This is a genomic window from Microbacterium natoriense (assembly GCF_030816295.1).
In the GTDB taxonomy this organism is placed as follows: domain Bacteria; phylum Actinomycetota; class Actinomycetes; order Actinomycetales; family Microbacteriaceae; genus Microbacterium; species Microbacterium natoriense_A.
The window spans coordinates 2,823,972-2,842,296 of record NZ_JAUSXV010000001.1 but is presented as its reverse complement, the minus strand read 5'-3'; the positions used below and the strand labels follow the sequence as shown (position 1 = coordinate 2,842,296).

At 67.8% G+C, this 18,325-nt stretch carries 15 protein-coding genes and 1 other RNA gene; 10 read left to right on the top strand and 6 right to left on the bottom strand.

Annotated features, from left to right (window positions below; translation table 11 throughout):
* The first annotated feature begins 13 nt into the window (after positions 1 to 13).
* The 3 genes from QFZ53_RS13290 (at position 14) to QFZ53_RS13280 (ending at position 2,866) form a co-directional block, all read left to right on the top strand.
* Complete coding sequence (locus tag QFZ53_RS13290; protein WP_307297138.1) at positions 14 to 1,711, top strand: bifunctional 3'-5' exonuclease/DNA polymerase; 1,698 nt, start codon at positions 14 to 16, stop codon at positions 1,709 to 1,711.
* Positions 1,712 to 1,766: 55 nt separating this feature from the next.
* Positions 1,767 to 2,123: RNase P RNA component class A (gene rnpB, locus QFZ53_RS13285), an RNA gene on the top strand.
* Positions 2,124 to 2,170: 47 nt separating this feature from the next.
* A complete protein-coding gene (locus QFZ53_RS13280; protein WP_307297136.1) occupies positions 2,171 to 2,866 on the top strand; it encodes a LysM peptidoglycan-binding domain-containing protein in 696 nt (231 codons plus the stop codon).
* Positions 2,867 to 2,938: 72 nt separating this feature from the next.
* Here the strand turns inward: QFZ53_RS13280 and ppgK are convergent, their stop codons facing one another.
* Positions 2,939 to 3,685 (bottom strand): polyphosphate--glucose phosphotransferase, encoded by a 747-nt coding sequence (gene ppgK, locus QFZ53_RS13275; protein WP_307297133.1) that lies wholly within the window; start codon positions 3,683 to 3,685, stop codon positions 2,939 to 2,941.
* Between the two features lie 68 nt (positions 3,686 to 3,753).
* Here ppgK and QFZ53_RS13270 point away from each other — a divergent pair, with 68 nt between their 5' ends.
* From QFZ53_RS13270 to QFZ53_RS13255, 4 genes are read left to right on the top strand one after another with little or no spacing between them, the layout of a single operon-like run.
* Positions 3,754 to 3,960, top strand: coding sequence for an SPOR domain-containing protein (locus tag QFZ53_RS13270; protein WP_307297131.1), 207 nt, complete (start codon positions 3,754 to 3,756; stop codon positions 3,958 to 3,960).
* 2 nt (positions 3,961 to 3,962) lie between these two features.
* Positions 3,963 to 5,300: a type I glutamate--ammonia ligase gene (glnA, locus tag QFZ53_RS13265; protein WP_292909777.1), complete on the top strand. Its 1,338-nt coding sequence runs from the start codon at positions 3,963 to 3,965 to the stop codon at positions 5,298 to 5,300.
* Positions 5,301 to 5,307: 7 nt separating this feature from the next.
* Positions 5,308 to 8,283, top strand: coding sequence for a bifunctional [glutamine synthetase] adenylyltransferase/[glutamine synthetase]-adenylyl-L-tyrosine phosphorylase (locus QFZ53_RS13260; RefSeq protein ID WP_307297127.1), 2,976 nt, complete (start codon positions 5,308 to 5,310; stop codon positions 8,281 to 8,283).
* Positions 8,284 to 8,327: 44 nt separating this feature from the next.
* Positions 8,328 to 9,242: a diacylglycerol/lipid kinase family protein gene (locus QFZ53_RS13255; RefSeq protein WP_307297125.1), complete on the top strand. Its 915-nt coding sequence runs from the start codon at positions 8,328 to 8,330 to the stop codon at positions 9,240 to 9,242.
* Here QFZ53_RS13255 and QFZ53_RS13250 read toward each other — a convergent pair.
* Together QFZ53_RS13250 and glnA (QFZ53_RS13245) are read right to left on the bottom strand one after the other, a co-directional pair.
* Entirely contained in the window at positions 9,229 to 10,401 is a 1,173-nt protein-coding gene (locus QFZ53_RS13250) for an AI-2E family transporter (protein WP_307297124.1), read from the bottom strand. The two genes, QFZ53_RS13255 and QFZ53_RS13250, sit on opposite strands and share 14 nt — an antisense overlap.
* A 148-nt stretch (positions 10,402 to 10,549) precedes the next feature.
* Positions 10,550 to 11,974: a type I glutamate--ammonia ligase gene (gene glnA, locus QFZ53_RS13245; protein WP_292908990.1), complete on the bottom strand. Its 1,425-nt coding sequence runs from the start codon at positions 11,972 to 11,974 to the stop codon at positions 10,550 to 10,552.
* Between the two features lie 118 nt (positions 11,975 to 12,092).
* On the opposite strand from glnA (QFZ53_RS13245), the gene QFZ53_RS13240 reads away from it, so the two are divergent.
* On the top strand, positions 12,093 to 12,491 hold the full coding sequence (locus QFZ53_RS13240) for an RDD family protein (protein WP_292908992.1): 399 nt from the start codon (positions 12,093 to 12,095) through the stop codon (positions 12,489 to 12,491).
* A gap of 21 nt (positions 12,492 to 12,512) precedes the next feature.
* Here QFZ53_RS13240 and QFZ53_RS13235 read toward each other — a convergent pair whose 3' ends face one another.
* Positions 12,513 to 13,016: an ATP-dependent zinc protease family protein gene (locus tag QFZ53_RS13235; RefSeq protein ID WP_307297118.1), complete on the bottom strand. Its 504-nt coding sequence runs from the start codon at positions 13,014 to 13,016 to the stop codon at positions 12,513 to 12,515.
* 25 nt (positions 13,017 to 13,041) lie between these two features.
* Here QFZ53_RS13235 and rimK point away from each other — a divergent pair, with 25 nt between their 5' ends.
* Positions 13,042 to 14,229, top strand: a complete 1,188-nt coding sequence (gene rimK, locus QFZ53_RS13230) for a 30S ribosomal protein S6--L-glutamate ligase (RefSeq protein ID WP_292908996.1) — start codon at positions 13,042 to 13,044, stop codon at positions 14,227 to 14,229.
* Between the two features lie 64 nt (positions 14,230 to 14,293).
* Here the strand turns inward: rimK and QFZ53_RS13225 are convergent, their stop codons facing one another.
* The gene (locus QFZ53_RS13225; protein WP_292908998.1) at positions 14,294 to 15,004 is read right to left on the bottom strand and encodes a DUF4191 family protein; all 711 of its coding nucleotides are present in this window, start codon (positions 15,002 to 15,004) and stop codon (positions 14,294 to 14,296) included.
* A gap of 152 nt (positions 15,005 to 15,156) precedes the next feature.
* Here QFZ53_RS13225 and QFZ53_RS13220 point away from each other — a divergent pair, with 152 nt between their 5' ends.
* A complete protein-coding gene (locus tag QFZ53_RS13220; protein ID WP_307297114.1) occupies positions 15,157 to 16,560 on the top strand; it encodes a hypothetical protein in 1,404 nt (467 codons plus the stop codon).
* An 8-nt stretch (positions 16,561 to 16,568) separates the two neighbouring features.
* Here the strand turns inward: QFZ53_RS13220 and sucB are convergent, their stop codons facing one another.
* Complete coding sequence (gene sucB, locus QFZ53_RS13215) at positions 16,569 to 18,290, bottom strand: 2-oxoglutarate dehydrogenase, E2 component, dihydrolipoamide succinyltransferase (protein ID WP_307297112.1); 1,722 nt, start codon at positions 18,288 to 18,290, stop codon at positions 16,569 to 16,571.
* Positions 18,291 to 18,325 lie beyond the last annotated feature (35 nt).

The following is an 18,325-nucleotide window of genomic DNA, read 5'->3' as shown; positions in this document are numbered from 1 at the left end:
GCTCACGACAGCGGTGACCTCGCGACATAGCGCCGAGAGCCGCATCGCGCTGATCGCGGTCGGCAGGTCCGGCTACCTCGCGGTCGATCTCGACGACGACGGCGGCGAGGTCGCTCGGCGCGCCCTCTCCGCGAGCGAACTGGCCACTTTCGTCGCGGCCCGCGAGCGCGAAGCGGCGCCTCGCTGGGTGATCCGCAGCGCCCGTGACGTGTACCCCGCGCTGCTCGACGCCGGAGTGCTCATCGGTCGCGCGCACGATCTGCTTCTCTGCCACGCGATCCTCCGTGACACCGACAAGGTCGCCAGGCCTCTGGCGCCGTCGGAATGGTGGGTACGTCGCGAGCCGGCCGCGGAGGCGCCTGCGCTCTTCGACGTCGCCGAGGAACGGGCCCCCGATGATCCTGTCGCGGAGATGCTCGCGCAGTACCGCGAGCAGCGACGAGTGATCGCAGACAGTAAAGATGGACGTCTGGCCCTCCTGTGCGCGGCGGAGTCCGCGGGCGGCTTGATCGCGGAGGAGATGCGGGCCGCAGGGCTGCCCTGGAACGAAGCCGTTCACGACCAGATCCTCACCGAGATCCTCGGAACTCGCCCGGTCGCCGGTGGTCTCCCGAGCCGGATGGCCGCCCAGGCCGAGCGGGTGCGCTCGATCCTCGGCGACGCCTCCGTGAACCTCGAGAGCCAGCCGAAGCTGCTGCGGGCCCTGCACCGCGTGGGCGTGCAGGTCGAGTCCACGAGCAAGTGGGAATTGTCAGAGCACAGCCACGCGGTGGTCGAGCCCCTCCTCGCGTACAAGAAGCTCTCGCGTCTGCTCAGCGCGAACGGGTGGGCATGGCTGACGGAGTGGGTCCATGACGGCAGGTTCCGGCCCGTCTACATACCGGGTGGAGTCGTCACGGGCCGATGGGCCTCGGCAGGCGGTGGTGCCCTGCAGCTTCCTCGGAACCTGCGTACGGCGGTGCGGGCTGATCCGGGCTGGACGCTGGTCGTCGCCGACGTCGCGCAACTGGAGCCGCGGATGCTCGCCGCGATGGCGGGGGATCGCGCGATGGCGCGCGCGGCCCAGGGGGCCGACCTCTATGCGGGGGTCGTCGAGTCCGGCGCGGTCGCCACGCGTGAAGAGGCGAAGTACGCGGTGCTCGGTGCCATGTACGGTGCCACCACGGGTGACAGCGGGCGACTCGTACCGCGGCTGCGGAAGGTGTATCCCCGCGCGATGGCGCTCGTCGACAAGGCGGCCAGGTTCGGTGAGGACGGGGGAGTGGTCTCCACCTGGCTGGGCCGGTCGTCTCCGAGGCCGTCCGAGGAATGGTCACGCATGCAGGCGGGCGCGACGGGTGCAGACGCCGATCCGGCGGACGTGGCGGTCGCCCGCCGGCGAGCGCGCGACTGGGGGCGGTTCACGCGCAACTTCGTCGTGCAGGGGACCGCAGCCGAATGGTCACTGATCTGGCTCGCCGAGATCAGGCATCGGCTGCGGCAGTTTCCCGAGTCTGCGGTTCCGGCACCGGCATCCGCGACGTTCTCCCGGCATCCGCACCTCGCTTTCTTCCTGCATGACGAGGTGATCCTGCATGTTCCGCTGGAGCAAGCGGATGCTGCGGCCGACGCGGTGCGAGAAGCTGCGGCCGTGGCGACCCGACGGCTGTTCGGCTCGTTCCCGATCGATGTGCCGCTGGATCTGCGCATCGCGGAGTCGGCGGAGAAGTGAGCGTCGTGCGCGCCGAACACCTGCGGCTGGCCCCCCGGTAGACTGGACGGGCGAATGGGTCGACTGGACGGTCGCGTGGCGGGCAACCGCACCGAGGAACGTCCGGGCTCCTCAGGGCAGGACGGTGGGTAACGCCCACCCGGAGCAATCCGCGAGAAAGTGCCACAGAGAGCAGACCGCCCCGCAAGGGGTAAGGGTGAAAGGGTGGTGTAAGAGACCACCGGGGGCCGTGGTGACACGGTCCGCCAGGTAAACCTCGTCCGGAGCAAGGTCAGACAGAGGATGTTGACGCGGCTCGCCGAGTCCTCGGGTAGACCGCTAGAGTGCCACGGCAACGTGTCGCCGAGAGAGATGGCCGTCGAAGGGGCGAAGAACCCCGGAACAGAACCCGGCGTACAGGTCGGCCCATTCGCACCCCCCCTACTGGATTCATCGCCGCACGCGCGGTAGCGTTCGTCAATGTCGTATCGCGCAGTGGTCGGGTCGGCACTTCTCGCTGCCCTCGTCGCCGTCGTGCTCACCGGATGCACGGCCCCGGAGCCGAAGCCCACCGAGACGCCAGCGGCGGTTCAACCGTCGCCGGAACCGAGCGTCGACCCCGCGCTTGCTGCGGAGTCGGAGCCTGTCGACACCGGCTCCATCGACGGTGCTGAGGGAGAAGCCGTCTTCTACGACGACGCACTCGTCGGTTACGTGGTCACGTACGGCGACATCATCAGCGCGATCGAGCAGAGGTTCGGCGTCGACCGGCTGGCGTCTCTCAACGGCGTCGCCCCGGAGACGATCGGGCCGGGGGATCGTCTTCTTCTGCGAAGGGGCGCCAAGGTTCCCGACAGCAGCGGATGCATCGAGCGGTCGGGGCTGGGGTTCTTGTACGGCAACGGCGACGATGGGCATCGGGTGTTCTGGATCGGCCCCGAATTGGTGGATCGCGGATCCAGAGACACCGCCGACGGGACCGTCGCGAGGGACTCTGCCGGACGCATCATGTCGTACACGGTCGCAGACGGCGACGGTGAGATCGCGATCGGCGACCGATTCTGTCTGGAGCCGCAATCGTTCATGGAGTACAGCGGCCTGGAGTGGGTTCTCCAGCCCGGCGACGTGCTGGTGCTGGCAGTGGATCCCGCCGACCTGTTCGTAGCCAAGCAGTAGCAGAGCCGGTATGGCGAAGGCCCCGCGTTCCCGGAGGAACACGGGGCCCGAGAGGTTTCGGATGCCTGCGGCTCAGTCGCCGGCGAGGGATGCCGCGCCGATGATCCCCGAGTTGTTGCGATGGATCGCGGGGACGATCGGAGTCTTCAGTTCGAGCAGCGGAAGGAAGTCGCCCGCGTTCTTCGACACGCCGCCGCCGACGACGAACAGATCCGGGCTGAAGAGGAACTCGATGTGCGAGTAGAAGGCCTGGAGGCGCTCGGCCCATGCCTCCCAGCTGAGGCCCTCGCGCTCGCGGGCAGAGGTCGCGGCCCACTTCTCCACCGAGTCGAACTCGCGGAAGTTCAGATGTCCGAGTTCGGAGTTGGGGACGAGCACGCCGTCGTAGAGAAGGGCGGATCCGATGCCGGTGCCGAGCGTGGTGAGCAGGGTGAGCCCGATGACGTCGCGGGCCGCTCCGTGGCGCGCCTCGGCGACGCCCGCGGCGTCTGCATCGTTGACGAAGACGATGTTGCGGCCCAAGCCGTCGCGGAAGAAGCGCTCGGCGTCGAAGTCGAGCCATTCCTTGGAGACATTGGCCGCAGAGAGCGTCTTGCCCCGCTTGACGATCGCGGGGAAGGCGACACCGAGGGGAAGAGTGGACTCGTGCACGTCGAGCGTGCGAAGCACCGTCTGGACGGCTGTCAGCACGTCCTGGGGCGATGCGCCCTCAGGAGTGGGGACGCGAACGCGGTCGGACGCCATGGTCCCGTGCTCGAGGTCGACGATTCCTGCCTTGATACCCGTGCCGCCGATGTCGACGCCGATCGCTTTTGCCATGGTCGCTAGCTTAGCGACAGGCGTCAGCGCCAGTAGGATCGATGACATCACGGGAAGAAGGAGCGCTGATGTCGACTGGCGATGAGAAGTACTGGTACAACCTGGCCACCGGACAGGTCGAGTTCGGCATGATCTCGCCGTCGGTTGACCGCGTAGGGCCCTTCGACACCGAGGCGGAGGCGGCGAACGCGCCGGCGCTGCTGCGGGAACGCGCCCGCGCGTGGGCGGACGAGGATGCGGCCGAAGACGCCGCCAAGAGCCAGGACGCAGAGTAGCAATGGACAAGCAGCGGGATTTCGTGCTCCGCACGATCGAGGAGCGGGGCGTCAAGTTCGTCCGCCTCTGGTTCACCGATGTGATCGGAACCCTCAAATCGGTGGCCATCGCGCCTGCCGAGGTCGAAGGCGCATTCGCCGAGGGCATCGGCTTCGACGGATCGGCCATCGAGGGACTGACCCGCAGCTACGAGTCCGACCTGTTGGCGCAGCCCGATCCCACGACCTTCCAGATCCTGCCGTGGCGCGGTGAGATCGACCCGACCGCGCGCATGTTCTGCGACATCACGACGCCCGACGGGCGCCCTGCGGTCTCCGACCCGCGGCACGTGCTCAAGCGCACCCTGGCCAAGGCAGCCGACGCGGGCTTCACGTTCTACACGCATCCCGAGATCGAGTTCTATCTGCTCAAGTCCTCGTCGTTCGGTCCGGAAGGACCGGTTCCGGTCGACTCCGCCGGATACTTCGACAACGTCCCCGGCGGCACGGCGCACGACTTCCGCCGGCGCTCGGTGCGGATGCTGGAGGACCTCGGCATCTCGGTCGAGTTCAGCCACCACGAAGGCGGCCCCGGCCAGAACGAGATCGACCTTCGCTACGCCGACGCGCTGACGATGGCCGACAACGTCATGACCTTCCGCACCGTGATCAAGGAAGTGGCGATCGAGCAGGGCGTCTACGCGACGTTCATGCCGAAGCCGCTCAGCGGACACCCCGGCAGCGGCATGCACACCCACATGTCGCTGTTCGAGGGTGAGCGCAACGCGTTCTACGAGGAGGGCGCGAAGTATCAGCTCTCCAAGACCGGACGTCACTTCATCGCCGGCCTGCTCAAGCACGCCAACGAGATCGCGGCGGTGACCAACCAGTTCGTGAACTCGTACAAGCGCCTGTGGGGCGGCGACGAGGCGCCCAGCTTCGTCACGTGGGGTCACAACAACCGTTCGGCTCTCGTGCGCGTGCCCATGTACAAGCCCAATAAGGGCGGTTCGACTCGTGTCGAGTACCGCGCCCTCGACTCTGCTGTGAACCCGTACCTGGCATACGCTCTCATGCTGGCCGCGGGCCTGAAGGGCATCGAAGAAGGCTACGAGCTGCCGCCCGAGTCCGAGGACAACGTGTGGCAGATGACCGACGCCGAGCGCCGCGCGCTCGGGTACTCGGCACTTCCCGCAAGCCTCGATCACGCGCTGGAGTACATGGAGAACTCCGAGCTCGTCGCCGAGACGCTGGGCGAGTCGGTCTTCAACTACGTCCTGCGCAACAAGCGCATGGAGTGGGAGGCCTATCGCGGTCAGGTCACGCCGCTGGAGCTGAAGAACAACCTCGAGCTCCTCTGAGGCGCGCATGGCCCGTTCGGACGAATCCGTCTCGCTCTCTGCCCTGGCGAGGCTCGGCTTCGCAGAACTGAGCGAGGCAGCCGCTTCGCTCGACGAGTTGGCCGCTCTGCTCGGCCTTGACAGAGCCGCTCTGCTCGATGGCGCGCAGGCAGCCGACCCGGATGCCGCGGTCGAGGGCATGCTGCGGGTGGCTCGGCGCGACGCTGCGCCCCTGAAGACGCTCTTCCTCCAAGCTGACTCGCGTCGCCGGGCCTGGCGCGTGTTCGGCGCGTCTCAGGGACTGGGCGGCTTCTTCCTGCGGCATCCGTCCGAGTTGTCGGTGTTGGCGACATCTGCCGAGCGGCTGCCGTCGGCAGATGAGCTGCGCTCGAGGATGCTCGAGGCGATCGGCGCTCGCGAGGGGTTCGCGGCATCCGCGGGTGATGACGCGCTCGTGGCTCTGCGTGTCGCGTACCGGCGAGAGCTCGCGGGAATCGCCGCGTTCGATCTGAGTCACGCGAGCGCGGTCGACATCGTCGGCGACGTGGCGGCGGCGCTTGCCGATATCGCCGGAGCAGCTCTGGAAGCGTCTCTCGCAGTCGCGCGCACTCAGGTCCGCGGGGCGTTCGGCGATGAGGAGATCGCGGCGACCCAGCTGGCGATCATCGGGATGGGCAAGGCGGGCGCCCGAGAACTGAACTACGTGAGCGACGTCGACGTGATCTTCGTCGGCGGCACCTCCGATGAAGAGGTGGTGTCCGAGGCCCGCGCGATCGACGTCGCGACACGCCTCGCCCGCGAGACCATGCGCGGACTGAGCGGCATCGAAGCCGAGCCGCCGCTGTGGGAGGTCGACGCCGCTCTGCGGCCGGAGGGCAAGCAGGGTGCTCTGGTGCGCTCTCTCGCCTCGCATCTCGCCTACTACGACCGTTGGGCGAAGAGCTGGGAGTTCCAGGCGCTGCTGAAGGCGCGGCCCCTGGCCGGAGACGCCGCGCTCGGCGCAGCCTACATCGAAGCCGTGCAGCCGAAGGTGTGGTCGAGCGCGGCGCGCGAGAACTTCGTCGACAGCGTGCAACGGATGCGCGAGCGGGTGATGGAGCACATCGACCCCGATGACGCGCCGTATCAGCTCAAGCTCGGTGCCGGTGGCCTGCGTGACATCGAGTTCACGGTCCAGCTGTTGCAGCTCGTCCACGGCCTCACCGATCCGACGATCCGCACGCGCGGGACGCTCGAGAGCATCGACGCGCTGGTCGAGGGCGGCTACATCGGGCGGGTCGAGGCGGCGACCTTCGCAGACGACTACCGCGTGCTCCGCCTCATGGAGCACCGCCTGCAGCTGCGCGAGCTGAGCCGCACCCACTTGATGCCGCGGACGCCCGCCGGACTCCGAGTGCTCGCACGCAGCACGGCTCTGGCCGAATCCGGCGAGGCCGTGTGGCAGCGCTGGGAAAGCGTGCGCAGGGAAGTCCGCGAGATCCACATCCGGCTGTTCTACCGTCCGCTGCTGAGCGCGGTGGCCGCGCTGCCCGAAGACGAGCGCACGCTGTCGACCGCGCAGGCGCACGACCGCCTCGCCGCCATCGGCTTCCGCGACCCGACCGGTGCGCTGCGGCACATCGGCGCGCTGACCACGGGCCTCAGCCGCAAGGCGACGATCCAGCGCCATCTCATGCCGATCATGGTGCGCTGGTTCGCCGACGGGAGCGATCCCGACTACGCGCTGATCGCCTTCCGGAGGATCAGCGAACGGCTCGGCGACACTCCGTGGTTCCTGCGGATGCTGCGCGACTCGTCCGGCGCGGCAGAGAGCCTGACCCGCCTGCTGTCGTCGTCGCGGTACGTCGGCGAGCTCATGGAGTGGATCCCCGAATCGGTCGCCTGGCTGGACAGCACCGAACTGCTCCGTCCTCGCAGCCGCGCGGCGATCGACGAAGAGGCGCGGGCGATCCAGACCAGGCACGACACCGTGGTCGGCGCCCTGCGCGCCGTGCGGGCGCTGCGCCGCCGCGAATTGCTGCGGACGGCCATGGGAGCCGTGCTCGACGTGCTCACGATCGAGGAGGTCGCGACCTCACTCACCGAGATCACCGACGCCACGATCCAGGCGGCACTGCGGGCGGTCTACCGCGAGGTCGTCCCCCCGGAGGACGGTGCGCTCGACTTCGCCGTGATCGGGATGGGAAGGTTCGGCGGCGCGGAGCTGGGATTCGGATCGGATGCCGACATCCTCTTCGTCTACGACGCCAACGGGGTCGACCCTGAACGTGCGCAGAAGCTGTCGATGCAGATCGTCGCGGGCCTGCGCGAGCATCTCGCCGACAACAGAGTTCCCCTCGATCTGGACGCCGACCTCCGCCCTGAAGGGCGCAGCGGTCCTGTCGTCCGTTCGATCGAGGCCTACGCGGAGTACTACCGGCGCTGGTCCCTCTCGTGGGAGGCGCAGGCTCTGCTGCGCGCGCGCGGCGTCGCCGGCAGCGCCAAGCTGACGAGCAGGTTCATTGCCCTCGCCGACAGCATCCGCTATCCCGAAGCCGTCGATCTTCAGGGCACTCGGGAGATCAAGCGGATCAAGGCGCGTGTCGAGGGGGAGCGGCTCCCGCAGGGAGCCGACCCGCGTCGTCACCTCAAGCTCGGACCGGGCACGCTCAGCGACGTCGAGTGGCTCGTGCAGCTGCTGCAGCTGCAGCACGCTCACCGCGTGCCCGCGCTGCGCACCACGTCGACGATCGCGGCTCTCGACGCCGCGGTCGAGGCGGATCTCATTCCGCCGGCCTCCGCCGACCTGCTGCGCGACGCCTGGCGCCTGTCGAGTCGTCTGCGATCGGCCATCACGCTCTTCACGGGCCAGACGAGCGACGTGCTGCCCACCGAACCGCGACAGCTCGACGCGATCGGCATCCTGCTCGGCTATCCGGAGCGCTCGGCCACCGTGCTCGAGGACGACTACCTGGGCGTCACGCGGCGAGCCCGGAAGGCGTTCGAAGCGCTCTTCTACGGCTGAGCGTTCGGTTTGCGATATCTTCGGCTCTCGCCCAAGCTGTCTCCATGACGATCTCAAGACTCGGCGTGATCTGGAATCCCTCGAAGATCGATGAGGAGCAGCTGCGCGCAGCCGTGGCGGAGTCGATCACCGGCGAGGTCACGTGGTGGGAGACCAGCGAAGACGATCCCGGCCGAGGGATGGCCGCCGCCGCCGTGGAGGAGGGCTGCGAGGTCGTCGTCGCCGTCGGCGGCGATGGAACGGTCAGAGCAGTCGCGGAGGTCTTGGCCGGAACCGACGTGGCCCTCGGCATCGTGCCGCAGGGCACGGGCAACCTGCTCGCGCGGAACCTGGGCGTGCCTCTCGACGATCTCAAGGCCGCGCTCGAGCGCGTGCGCGATGGAGAGCCGCGCAAGATCGACATCGGCTGGGTCGAGTTCGGGGGCGAGAAGCGAGCCTTCACCGTCATGGTCGGCTTCGGAGTCGATGCGCAGATGCTCGTGGAGACGAACGACGACCTCAAAGACCGTGCGGGCTGGCTCGCCTACGTCGAGGCGATGGGGCGGGCGCTCTCCGGCACCGAGATGACCGACATCACACTGACGATCGACGATGGCGACACCCAAGAGGTCCGCGGACACACCATGATCATCGGCAACTGCGGAATGCTCCAGGGCGGCATCCGCCTTCTTCCCGACGCGGTGCTCGACGATGGTCAGCTCGATCTGCTTCTCGTGAGCGCTGACGGCGCGCTGCAGTGGCTCGACACCGTGAGGTCGGTCGTGTGGGACAACGGCATCCGCCGCGTTCTGGGCGGCACGACCGAGGCCGTGAGCACGGAGTCGACGCGCCACGTCGCCGCGCAGACCGTCTCGGTGACGCTGGAGTCTCCTCAGCAGTTCGAGGTGGACGGCGAGGAGGTCGGCGAGGTCTCGTCCTTCGTGGCCACGGTGCAGCCGATGGCGCTTATCGTGCGATGACCTCGGGCGGCACGACCTTGCGGTCCTGAGCCGGGAACAGCACCTTCTGCACGATGATGATGATGCTCGCCGCCACGGGGATCGCGACGAGGGCGCCGGCGATGCCGCCCAGCGCTCCGCCGGCCACCGCTGCGATCACGACGAGGGAGCCGGGAACGGCCACGGCCTTGCTCATGATGCGGGGGGAGAGCACGTATGCCTCGATCTGCATGTAGACGAGGTAATAGGCGAACGCGATGATCGCTGTGACCGGGCTCACGACGAGGCAGATCAGCGCGTTGATGATCGACGCCGAGAGCGTGCCCACCAGCGGGATCATCGAGCCGATGAAAGCGATGAGCGCGAGGAGCGCCGGTACCGGGGCGCCGATGATCGACAGCATGACCAGGCTCAGCACGCCGTTGACGAGCGCCAGGCTGACCTGGCCGATCACGTAGCGCCCGACCGCGCCCGAGACGTCCTCGACGAGGCTGCTGAAGGTGTCGCGCTGGTAGGCGGGAACGAAGCGGGCCGCCACCTTCTTCATGCTCCGCAGCGAAGCCATGAAGTAGAGCGTCAGGATCAGCACGATCGTGACGCCGGTGAAGCCGCCCGCGATGCCGGTGCCGACGGCGAGCACGCCGCCGCTGATGTTGAGGAGGTTCGTCGGGTCTTTGACGAACGTCAGGGCGGATGCTGCGGCGTCTTCGAAGTTGGCGCCGAACTGGGCGGTGAGGTTCTGGTACCAGTCTGCGTGCTGGATGTCTTCGACCATCTGAGGGCCGTTGTCGATCAGGTTCGTGATCTGGGTCACGAGGATCGGGACGATCGCGAGGATGATGCCCGCGAACAGGAGGAGCACGATCGCGACGACGATCGCCACGGCCCCCGCCCTGGGCATCGAGAAGCGTCGCTCGAGGAAGGTGACGATCGGATCGAGCCCGAGCGCGAGGAACACTGCGAACCCGATGTAGACGAGCACCGTGCCGAGCTGGGTGACGATGCCGCCGACGGTCAGCGCGACGAGGACGCCGAGGGCGCCGAGAAGCCCGAAGATGAACGGGTTGATCCGGGCGATCGCCGCGGCGGCCGTCGTCGGCTGCGAGTGCGGACGCGTGCCCTGATAAGGCTGCACCGCGGTCGTCGGTTCAGGCGTGGTGATCGGTCGACGACGTCGCATCGTGCCCCCAGAGTGTCGGAACGGAACTGTCAGTTGAGCAGGCGGGCGCTCCTGAGTCAAGCCGGTTGCACCGCGCGTCGTGTCGGGTGTCTCCCGATACGACGAAGGCCCGCCCCGGATGATCGGGGCGGGCCTTCGTGCGATTCGATCAGACGCCGTAGTACAGCTCGAACTCGAACGGGTGCGGGCGCTGGGCCATCGGAAGGATCTCGTTCTCGTACTTGTACGAGATCCACGTCTCGATGAGCTCCTCGGTGAACACGCCGCCCTCGAGGAGGAAGGCGTGGTCCTCGCGCAGGGCCTCGAGCGAGTCCAGCAGCGAGTTCGGAACCTGAGGGATGTTCTTGGCCTCCTCGGGGGGAAGCTCGTAGAGGTCCTTGTCGACCGGCTCGTGCGGCTCGATGCGGTTCTTGATGCCGTCGAGACCGGCCATGAGCTGGGCGGCGAAGGCGAGGTACGGGTTGCCCGAGGCATCAGGCGCCCGGAACTCGATGCGCTTGGCCTTCGGGTTCGAGCCCGTGATCGGGATGCGGATGGCGGCGGAGCGGTTGCCGGCGGAGTAGACCAGGTTGACCGGAGCCTCGAAGCCCTTGACCAGACGGTGGTAGCTGTTCAGGGTCGGGTTGGTGAACGCGAGCAGCGCGGGTGCGTGCGCCAGGATGCCGCCGATGTACCAGCGCGCGATGTCGCTGAGCTGGCCGTATCCGGCCTCGTCGTAGAAGAGCGGCTTGCCTTCGCTCCACAGGGACTGGTGCGTGTGCATGCCCGAGCCGTTGTCGCCGAAGAGCGGCTTCGGCATGAAGGTGGCCGACTTGCCCCAGAGGTCAGCGGTGTTCTTGACGATGTACTTGAACTTCAGGATGTCGTCGGCCGCGTGCACCATGGTGTCGAAGCGGTAGTTGATCTCCTGCTGACCGGCCGTGCCCACCTCGTGGTGCGAGCGCTCGAGGATGAATCCGGCATCGATGAGCTTGAGCGTGATGTCGTCGCGCAGGTCGGCGGTCTTGTCGACGGGGGAGACGGGGAAGTAACCGCCCTTGTAGGGGGTCTTGTTGCCGAGGTTGCCGCCCTCTTCCTCGCGGCCGGTGTTCCACGCGGCCTCTTCGGAGTCGACCTTGTAGAAGCTCTCGCCGGCGGTGACCGAGTAACGGACCTCGTCGAAGATGTAGAACTCGGCCTCGGGGGCGAAGAATGCGGTGTCGGCGATGCCGGTGGACGCGAGGTACTTCTCAGCGTTCTTGGCGACCTGACGCGGGTCCTTCGAGTAGATCTCGCCGGTGCGCGGGTTGTAGATGTCGAAGACCATGACGAGCGTGCTCGCTTCGCGGAACGGGTCGACGTAGGCGGTCGTCACATCCGGGATGAGCTGCATGTCGGACTCGTGGATGCTGGCGAAGCCGCGGATCGAGGAACCGTCGAAGAGCTGGCCGTTGACGAAGAAGTCCTCGTCGACCGTCGATGCCGGGATGTTGAAGTGCTGCTGCACGCCAGGGAGATCGGTGAAGCGGATGTCAAGGAACTTGACGTCGTTCTCCTTGATGTAGCTCAGTACCTCGGACGAATCTTTGAACATGGACGACTCCTGTAATGCGGATCGAGGGCTTCACGGCCACTGTGCACAGTACGTGCGAACGATTTCCCCTTGGTGTCCGCTTTGTTTCGAGCATGTTACGCGCCGGTAGGCTGGAAGGGTGACGGATGCTGCGAATTCCTACCCCGGCGAACGACTCGGTCTCCCCGAGCAGGGCCCTGGGAGCATAGCCCGTCCCGGCCGCAGGATCGGCGCACTCGCGATCGACTGGGCCGCCGCGGTGATCATCTCGATCGCCTTCTTCCAGTACGACTCCCTGGCGACGCTGATCGTCTTCGCCGTCGTGCAGATCCTCTTCATCCCGACGGCCGGCGGCAGTCCGGGACACCGGATCCTGGGCATGCGCGTCGTGCTGTTCTCGGGCCCGGGGTGGGTGGGGCTGTGGCGCCCGCTCGTGCGGACGCTTCTGCTCGTGCTCGTGATCCCGGCCGTCGTGTGGGATCCGGATCAGCGCGGTCTGCATGACAAGGTCGCGGGCCTGGTGCTGATCCGGGCCTGATCCGCTTCGGGAGCCGACCGTCTACGCGGTCTCGGAGCCCGCTGAGGCGTCTTTGCCGCGATTGCGGCGGCGAGCGTCGCGGGGGGCCTTGCCGCCGACGAAAGAGCGAGCGGGGTCGACGACGTATCCCTGTCGCAGCGCTTCACGTCCGATCAGCATCCGAAATCCCATCTCGTCCCGATTGCTGAGCGTGACCTCAGCCAGCACCTCGCGGTCGTATAGGCGGATGAGGAGTTCGACGACGAAACGCGTCTGCGCGTGGCCTGAGGAGCTCCGCACGGTTCGGCGATCGTGCACAGGGCACTCGACCTCGATGGCGTCGTCCTGGCTGTGCTGCCACGGCTTCACCCAGAAGCGCACCCAGTCCTCGCCGTCGCGTTCGAACTCGCGAATGCCGAAAGCATGAAGTGAGGAGGTCCGCGCACCGGTGTCGATCTTCGCTTTCAGCCAGTCGACGCCGAGATCGGGCAGGCTCACCCATTCTCGCCACCCGATAAGAGTGTTTGAATGGGATGTCTTACTCACCCGTACATCCTGGCAGGAATTCTTTGTGAAGATCGCAGTGCTCTCCCGTGCGCCCCAGGCGTACTCCACTCAACGACTGCGCTCTGCCGCCTTGCAGCGCGGACACAACGTGAAGGTGCTGAACACCCTGCGCTTCGCGATCGATCTCACCGCCGATGCGCCAGATCTGCACTACCGGGGCCGCCAGCTCAGCGACTACGACGCGATCCTGCCGCGTATCGGCAATTCGATCACGTACTTCGGCACGGCTGTGGTCCGGCAGTTCGAGCAGATGGACGTGTACACGCCCAACACCGCGAACGGCATCTCGAGCGCGCGTGACAAGCTGCGCGCGAATCAGATCCTGTCGCGTCACAACATCGCGATGCCGCCGACCGCGTTCGTGCGCAACCGCGCAGACGTGCGGCCCGCGATCGAGCGCGTGGGTGGCGCGCCGGTCGTCATCAAGCTGCTCGAGGGCACGCAGGGGATCGGCGTCATCCTCGCTCCCCAGGTCAAGGTCGCCGAGGCGATCATCGAGACGTTGCACTCGACCAAGCAGAACGTGCTGATCCAGAAGTTCATCGCGGAGAGCCGCGGACGCGACATCCGTGCGCTGGTCGTCGGCGACCGGGTCGTCGCCGCGATGCGCCGTTCGGCAGCGGGAGACGAGTTCCGCTCGAACGTGCACCGCGGCGGCTCGGTCGCGGCCGTCACGCTCGACCCCGTATACGAGCAGACAGCCGTCCGAGCCGCGCAGATCATGGGCCTGCGAGTGGCGGGCGTCGACATGCTCGAAGGCGAGGACGGCCCGCTGGTCATGGAGGTCAACTCCTCGCCCGGCCTGCAGGGCATCGAGCAGGCGACGGGACTCGACGTCGCCGGCGCGATCGTGGACTACATCGCCAACCAGGTGAACTTCCCCGAGATCGACGTGCGCCAGCGCCTCAGCGTCTCGACGGGCTACGGCGTGGCCGAGCTCGTGATCCACGCGGGAGCCGAGCAGGTGGGAAAGCAGCTCGGTGATCTCGGTCTGTGGGATCGGGACATCACGGTGCTCACCCTGCATCGAGGCGTCACCGTCATCCCGAACCCGCGCAAGCACGTCCTGCTTCAGGACGAAGATCGGCTGCTCTGCTTCGGCAAGCTCGACGAGATGCGCTCGATGATCCCGGAGCGCCGTCGGCGCCGTGCCAAGGTGCGACGGCTCCCGAAGGAGTTCCTCGCGGACTGACAGAAGAAGGGCCGCTCTCGGAGGAGAGCGGCCCTTCTTCGTGGTCCCGGTTGTTTTCGATGGATCAGCGGGGACGCTGCGAACGCACCTTCGTCGGGTCGATGCCCTTCGGGATCGGCAGCGAGGAGATCGACTGCGAGACCGAGTCGATGCGGCGGATGACAGCAGCCATCGTGGTCTTGTCGATGGCCTTGGGAAGCTTCTTGATCGTCTTGGCGAGGTCCGCGATCGAGACGTCGTCGTCGCCGTGGCCCACGTACAGCACTGTCACGGGCACACCGTGCGCGACGCGTGCCGCCTTGCTGCGCTCGTCGTTGACCAGGCGGGTGAGGCGACCGCGGGAACCTTCGCCGACGACCACGACGCCGCCGCGACCGACCGTGCGATAGACCGCGTCCTGCGTCTTCGGGTTGATGCCGACCGGCGCCTCGGAGGCCTGCCAATTGCGGCCGAGGCTCGTGCTCAGCACATGACCGGTGGCGCCGGGCATCCCGTCGATCTTCTGGTACATCGCCGACGTCGAGAGCCGCGTCATCAGGAACATCGAGGCGAGCACGCCGAGCATCAGACCTGAGATGCTCCACAGGACCATGGTCCAGACGTTCACCGGGGGGATGAAGGCCCCGACGAGCAGGCCGATCAGCACGCCGCCGATGATGATGGCGATCTGCGCCCAGGGGAGCCAGGGGTAGATCTCGCGGGTGAACGTGAAGAGGGACTTGATCTGGGAGAAGAACCCAGGACGCTTCTCAGGTTCAGACGTACGGTTTGCCATGTATACCAGCCTACCGATTCCGGCATGCCTGCGATGTCCCGTTCGCGTCGGGCGGATTCGACTCCTCCTGCACATTTCGGCTTCCATGCGAATCGCTCCACATCCGCGGCTTTCCGGCTCCGAGGAGGCTGCCGATGCGCTGTCATAGGGGCATGACCACAGAGACGGAAGGCGGCACCGCACTGGTGCCGGGCGCCCACCGCACCATCCGTGTGCTGGGCGCCGACGAAGGGCCGTTCCGCGGGGCTCTCGTCACGGCAGGAGAGGCCGTCGCCGTGATGACGGACGCCGACGATCTCAGTGGGTGGGCCGGGTGGAGCTATGCGGGCAGCGACCATGTCGCCGGCCCTCTCGATCTCGTGCGCCGCGCCGATGGTCACGGCGTCCTGTTGCCGTGGTGCACCGAGACCGTCGACGCGTTCCTGGGGAGACGCGCCGCGATCGGGGCACCGCTCACCGCCGGAGAGGCGAGCACTCTCGTCGTGAGCCTGATCCGGGGAGTCGGTGAGGTTGTCGATGAGGGCGATCATGGGTGCTGGTGGCTCACCGACGGTGGCCGGCCGGTGTTCGTGATCGGCGAAGGCGACGACGTGCGCGATGCGGCTGCCGCGGTCGTCGACCGGGTTCACCGCGAAGGGAGCGACCGGGCGCTGGGGCGCCTGCTCGCTGCGGTGCGTGACGGACTGCGGGACGGCAGGGACCGACCGCGCATGTCGCCGATGCAGCTCGAGCGCTGGGAAGCCGAGCTGTTCGAGATCGCCGCGCCGCGAGCGCTCGACACTGCGATGCACGCCCCCGAGCGCGTGCGCGGTATCGAGATGCTCCGCGAGGGCGGCATACGTCCGCCGACGACCCGCCGGGCGTCGCGGAGCTCTGCGCGACAGGGCGTCTTCGGTGCGAGGCTGCGGCCGGCGGTGGCGGACGCTGCCGAGCGCGTGCATCGCGCGGGAAGCGCTCTGTCGGCTCGATTCCGACGGCGGGAGCGCGATCTCGCCCGCACGGCGTCGGGCACCGCCTCACCTCCGCCCCGTCGCAAGATCATGATCGCGGGGGCCTGCGCGGTCGTGGTGATCGCGGGAGGACTGCTGTGGCCGGGGGGAGCCACAGGGGAAGCCGCATCCTCAGCCGCGCCGTCGAGGAGTCCGGCGTCGGACGAGGGCCCGAACCCCACCGGATCGTCCGCGAACCCGAACGCGGACGACCCGGCGGAGTCACCGAGACCACCCGACCCACAGGGAACGTCTGACGATCCTGTGGTGGCGGCGACAGCACTGCTCGAGGAGATCGCGTCGTGCGCGGATCGGGGCGACACCACGTGCGAGGGCGCGGTGGCGAGTGGGGCAGCGGGAATCGTCGACGCCCTGGGTGAGGCCTCGGAGTCGGGTGCTCCCGCTACCGAGCTCGTCGACGCCTATGGTGACATCGCGGTGATCCGTCTCTCACCTGCGTCGGGAACCGCGGAGGAGACGGCAGGCGAACTCATGCTGGTGCTCGTGCGACTGGCAGAGAAATGGCTGGTCCGCGACGTCTACGGCGTCGCGGACCAGCCAGGGTGATCGTGTGATCAGGCTCCGAGAACGGCTGCGAAGTTCGCACCCTCGAGGCGGGCCTTGATGGCCCCCAGGAAGCGTGCGGCATCGGCGCCGTCGATGATGCGGTGATCGTACGAGATCGCGAGGTACACGTACGAGCGCACGGCGATCGCATCCGCGCCGTCGACAGTCACCACTCCGGGGCGCTTGAACACCGTGCCGGTGCCGAGGATCGCGGACTGCGGCAGGAACACGAGCGGCGTGTCGAACAGTGCACCGCGCGAGCCCGTGTTGGTCACCGTGAACGTGCCGCCGGCCAGCTCGTCTGGCTTCAGCTTGTTGTCACGCGTCCGGGCGGCGAGATCGGCGATCTCGTGCGCCAGCTGAGCGAGGTTCTTGCTCGCGGCGTCGCGGACGACGGGTGTGAGCAGGCCGCGCTCGGTGTCGACGGCGATCGAGATGTTCTCCGACGCCGGGTACACGATGCTGTCGCCGTCGACCGTCGAGTTGATGATCGGGAACGCCTGCAGCGCCTCAGCAGCGGCCAGCGTGAAGAACGGAAGGAACGACAGCTTGTCGCCCGTCTTCTGCTGGAACGAGACCTTCACGCTGTCGCGGTAGGCCGCCAGAGCAGTGACATCGACCTCGACGAACGTGGTCAGCTGGGCGGTCTGCTGCATGGAGGCGACAGCGCGCTCCGCGACCACCTTGCGCAGACGCGACATCTTCTGGGTCGTGCCGCGCAGCGGCGAGACCTTGAGAGCCGGGGCGGCTGCAGCGGGTGCCGCAGCCGCAGGAGCGGCCACGGTCGCAGCGGCGTTCAGCACGTCTTCCTTGCGGATGCGTCCACCGACTCCGGTGCCCTTGACGGTGGCGAGATCGACACCCTGCTGGGTCGCCAGGCGGCGCACCAGCGGCGTGACATACAGATTGTCGTTCTCTTCCGCGGCGGCCGGGGCTGCCGGAGCAGCGGCGGGCGCCGGGGCAGCAGCAGCGGGCGCGGGCGAAGCGGCAGGTGCAGGTGCAGCGGCAGGAGCAGGTGCAGCGGCAGGAGCAGCCGTGGGTGCCGGAGCGGCAGAGGGCGCCGGCTCGGCAGCGGGTGCCGGGGCAGCAGCGGGAGCCGTTCCGGAGCCGACACGTGCGAGGACGGCGCCGACGGCGACGGTCTCGTCTTCTCCCGCGACGATCTCCTGAAGGACGCCGGCCACGGGGGAGGGGATCTCGGTGTCGACCTTGTCGGTCGAGATCTCCAGCAGAGCCTCGTCGACGGCGACGGTGTCACCCACCTGCTTGAGCCAGCGGGTCACGGTGCCCTCCGTCACGCTCTCACCGAGCTCGGGGAGCACGATATCGGTCGCGTCGCCAGCGGGTGCTGAAGCCGGAGCGGCATCTGCGGCCGGAGCGGCCTCGGGTGTTGCCTCAGCCGGGGCCTCGGCTGCCGGGGCGGCAGGCTCGGGGGCGGCCTCCGCTGCCGGGGCAGCGGCAGCGGGCGCGTCCGCAGCGGGCGCGGCACTGCTGCCATCGCCGATGCGGGCGAGCAGAGCGCCGACCTCGACGGTCTCGTCCTCGGCGACCAGGATCTCCTCGATCACACCGGTGACGGGCGACGGGATCTCGGTGTCGACCTTGTCGGTCGAGATCTCGAGCAGGCCCTCGTCCGCCTGCACTGTGTCACCGACCTGCTTCAGCCAGCGGGTGACCGTACCCTCTGTGACGCTCTCACCGAGAGCGGGGAGGACCACGGATGTGCTCATGACGGAGTCTCCTTCAAGATGTTGTATGACGCGTG

What these genes read in the sequence shown, in the direction of transcription:
- QFZ53_RS13260 (WP_307297127.1), top strand. Translation starts at nt 5,308, where the DNA reads ATGGCCCGTTCGGACGAATCCGTCTCGCTCTCTGCCCTGGCGAGGCTC.
- ppgK (WP_307297133.1), bottom strand. Translation starts at nt 3,685, where the DNA reads ATGGCAAAAGCGATCGGCGTCGACATCGGCGGCACGGGTATCAAGGCA.
- QFZ53_RS13225 (WP_292908998.1), bottom strand. Translation starts at nt 15,004, where the DNA reads ATGGCAAACCGTACGTCTGAACCTGAGAAGCGTCCTGGGTTCTTCTCC.
- QFZ53_RS13250 (WP_307297124.1), bottom strand. Translation starts at nt 10,401, where the DNA reads ATGCGACGTCGTCGACCGATCACCACGCCTGAACCGACGACCGCGGTG.
- QFZ53_RS13280 (WP_307297136.1), top strand. Translation starts at nt 2,171, where the DNA reads ATGTCGTATCGCGCAGTGGTCGGGTCGGCACTTCTCGCTGCCCTCGTC.
- glnA (WP_292908990.1), bottom strand. Translation starts at nt 11,974, where the DNA reads ATGTTCAAAGATTCGTCCGAGGTACTGAGCTACATCAAGGAGAACGAC.
- QFZ53_RS13255 (WP_307297125.1), top strand. Translation starts at nt 8,328, where the DNA reads ATGACGATCTCAAGACTCGGCGTGATCTGGAATCCCTCGAAGATCGAT.
- glnA (WP_292909777.1), top strand. Translation starts at nt 3,963, where the DNA reads ATGGACAAGCAGCGGGATTTCGTGCTCCGCACGATCGAGGAGCGGGGC.
- QFZ53_RS13270 (WP_307297131.1), top strand. Translation starts at nt 3,754, where the DNA reads ATGTCGACTGGCGATGAGAAGTACTGGTACAACCTGGCCACCGGACAG.
- sucB (WP_307297112.1), bottom strand. Translation starts at nt 18,290, where the DNA reads ATGAGCACATCCGTGGTCCTCCCCGCTCTCGGTGAGAGCGTCACAGAG.
- QFZ53_RS13220 (WP_307297114.1), top strand. Translation starts at nt 15,157, where the DNA reads ATGACCACAGAGACGGAAGGCGGCACCGCACTGGTGCCGGGCGCCCAC.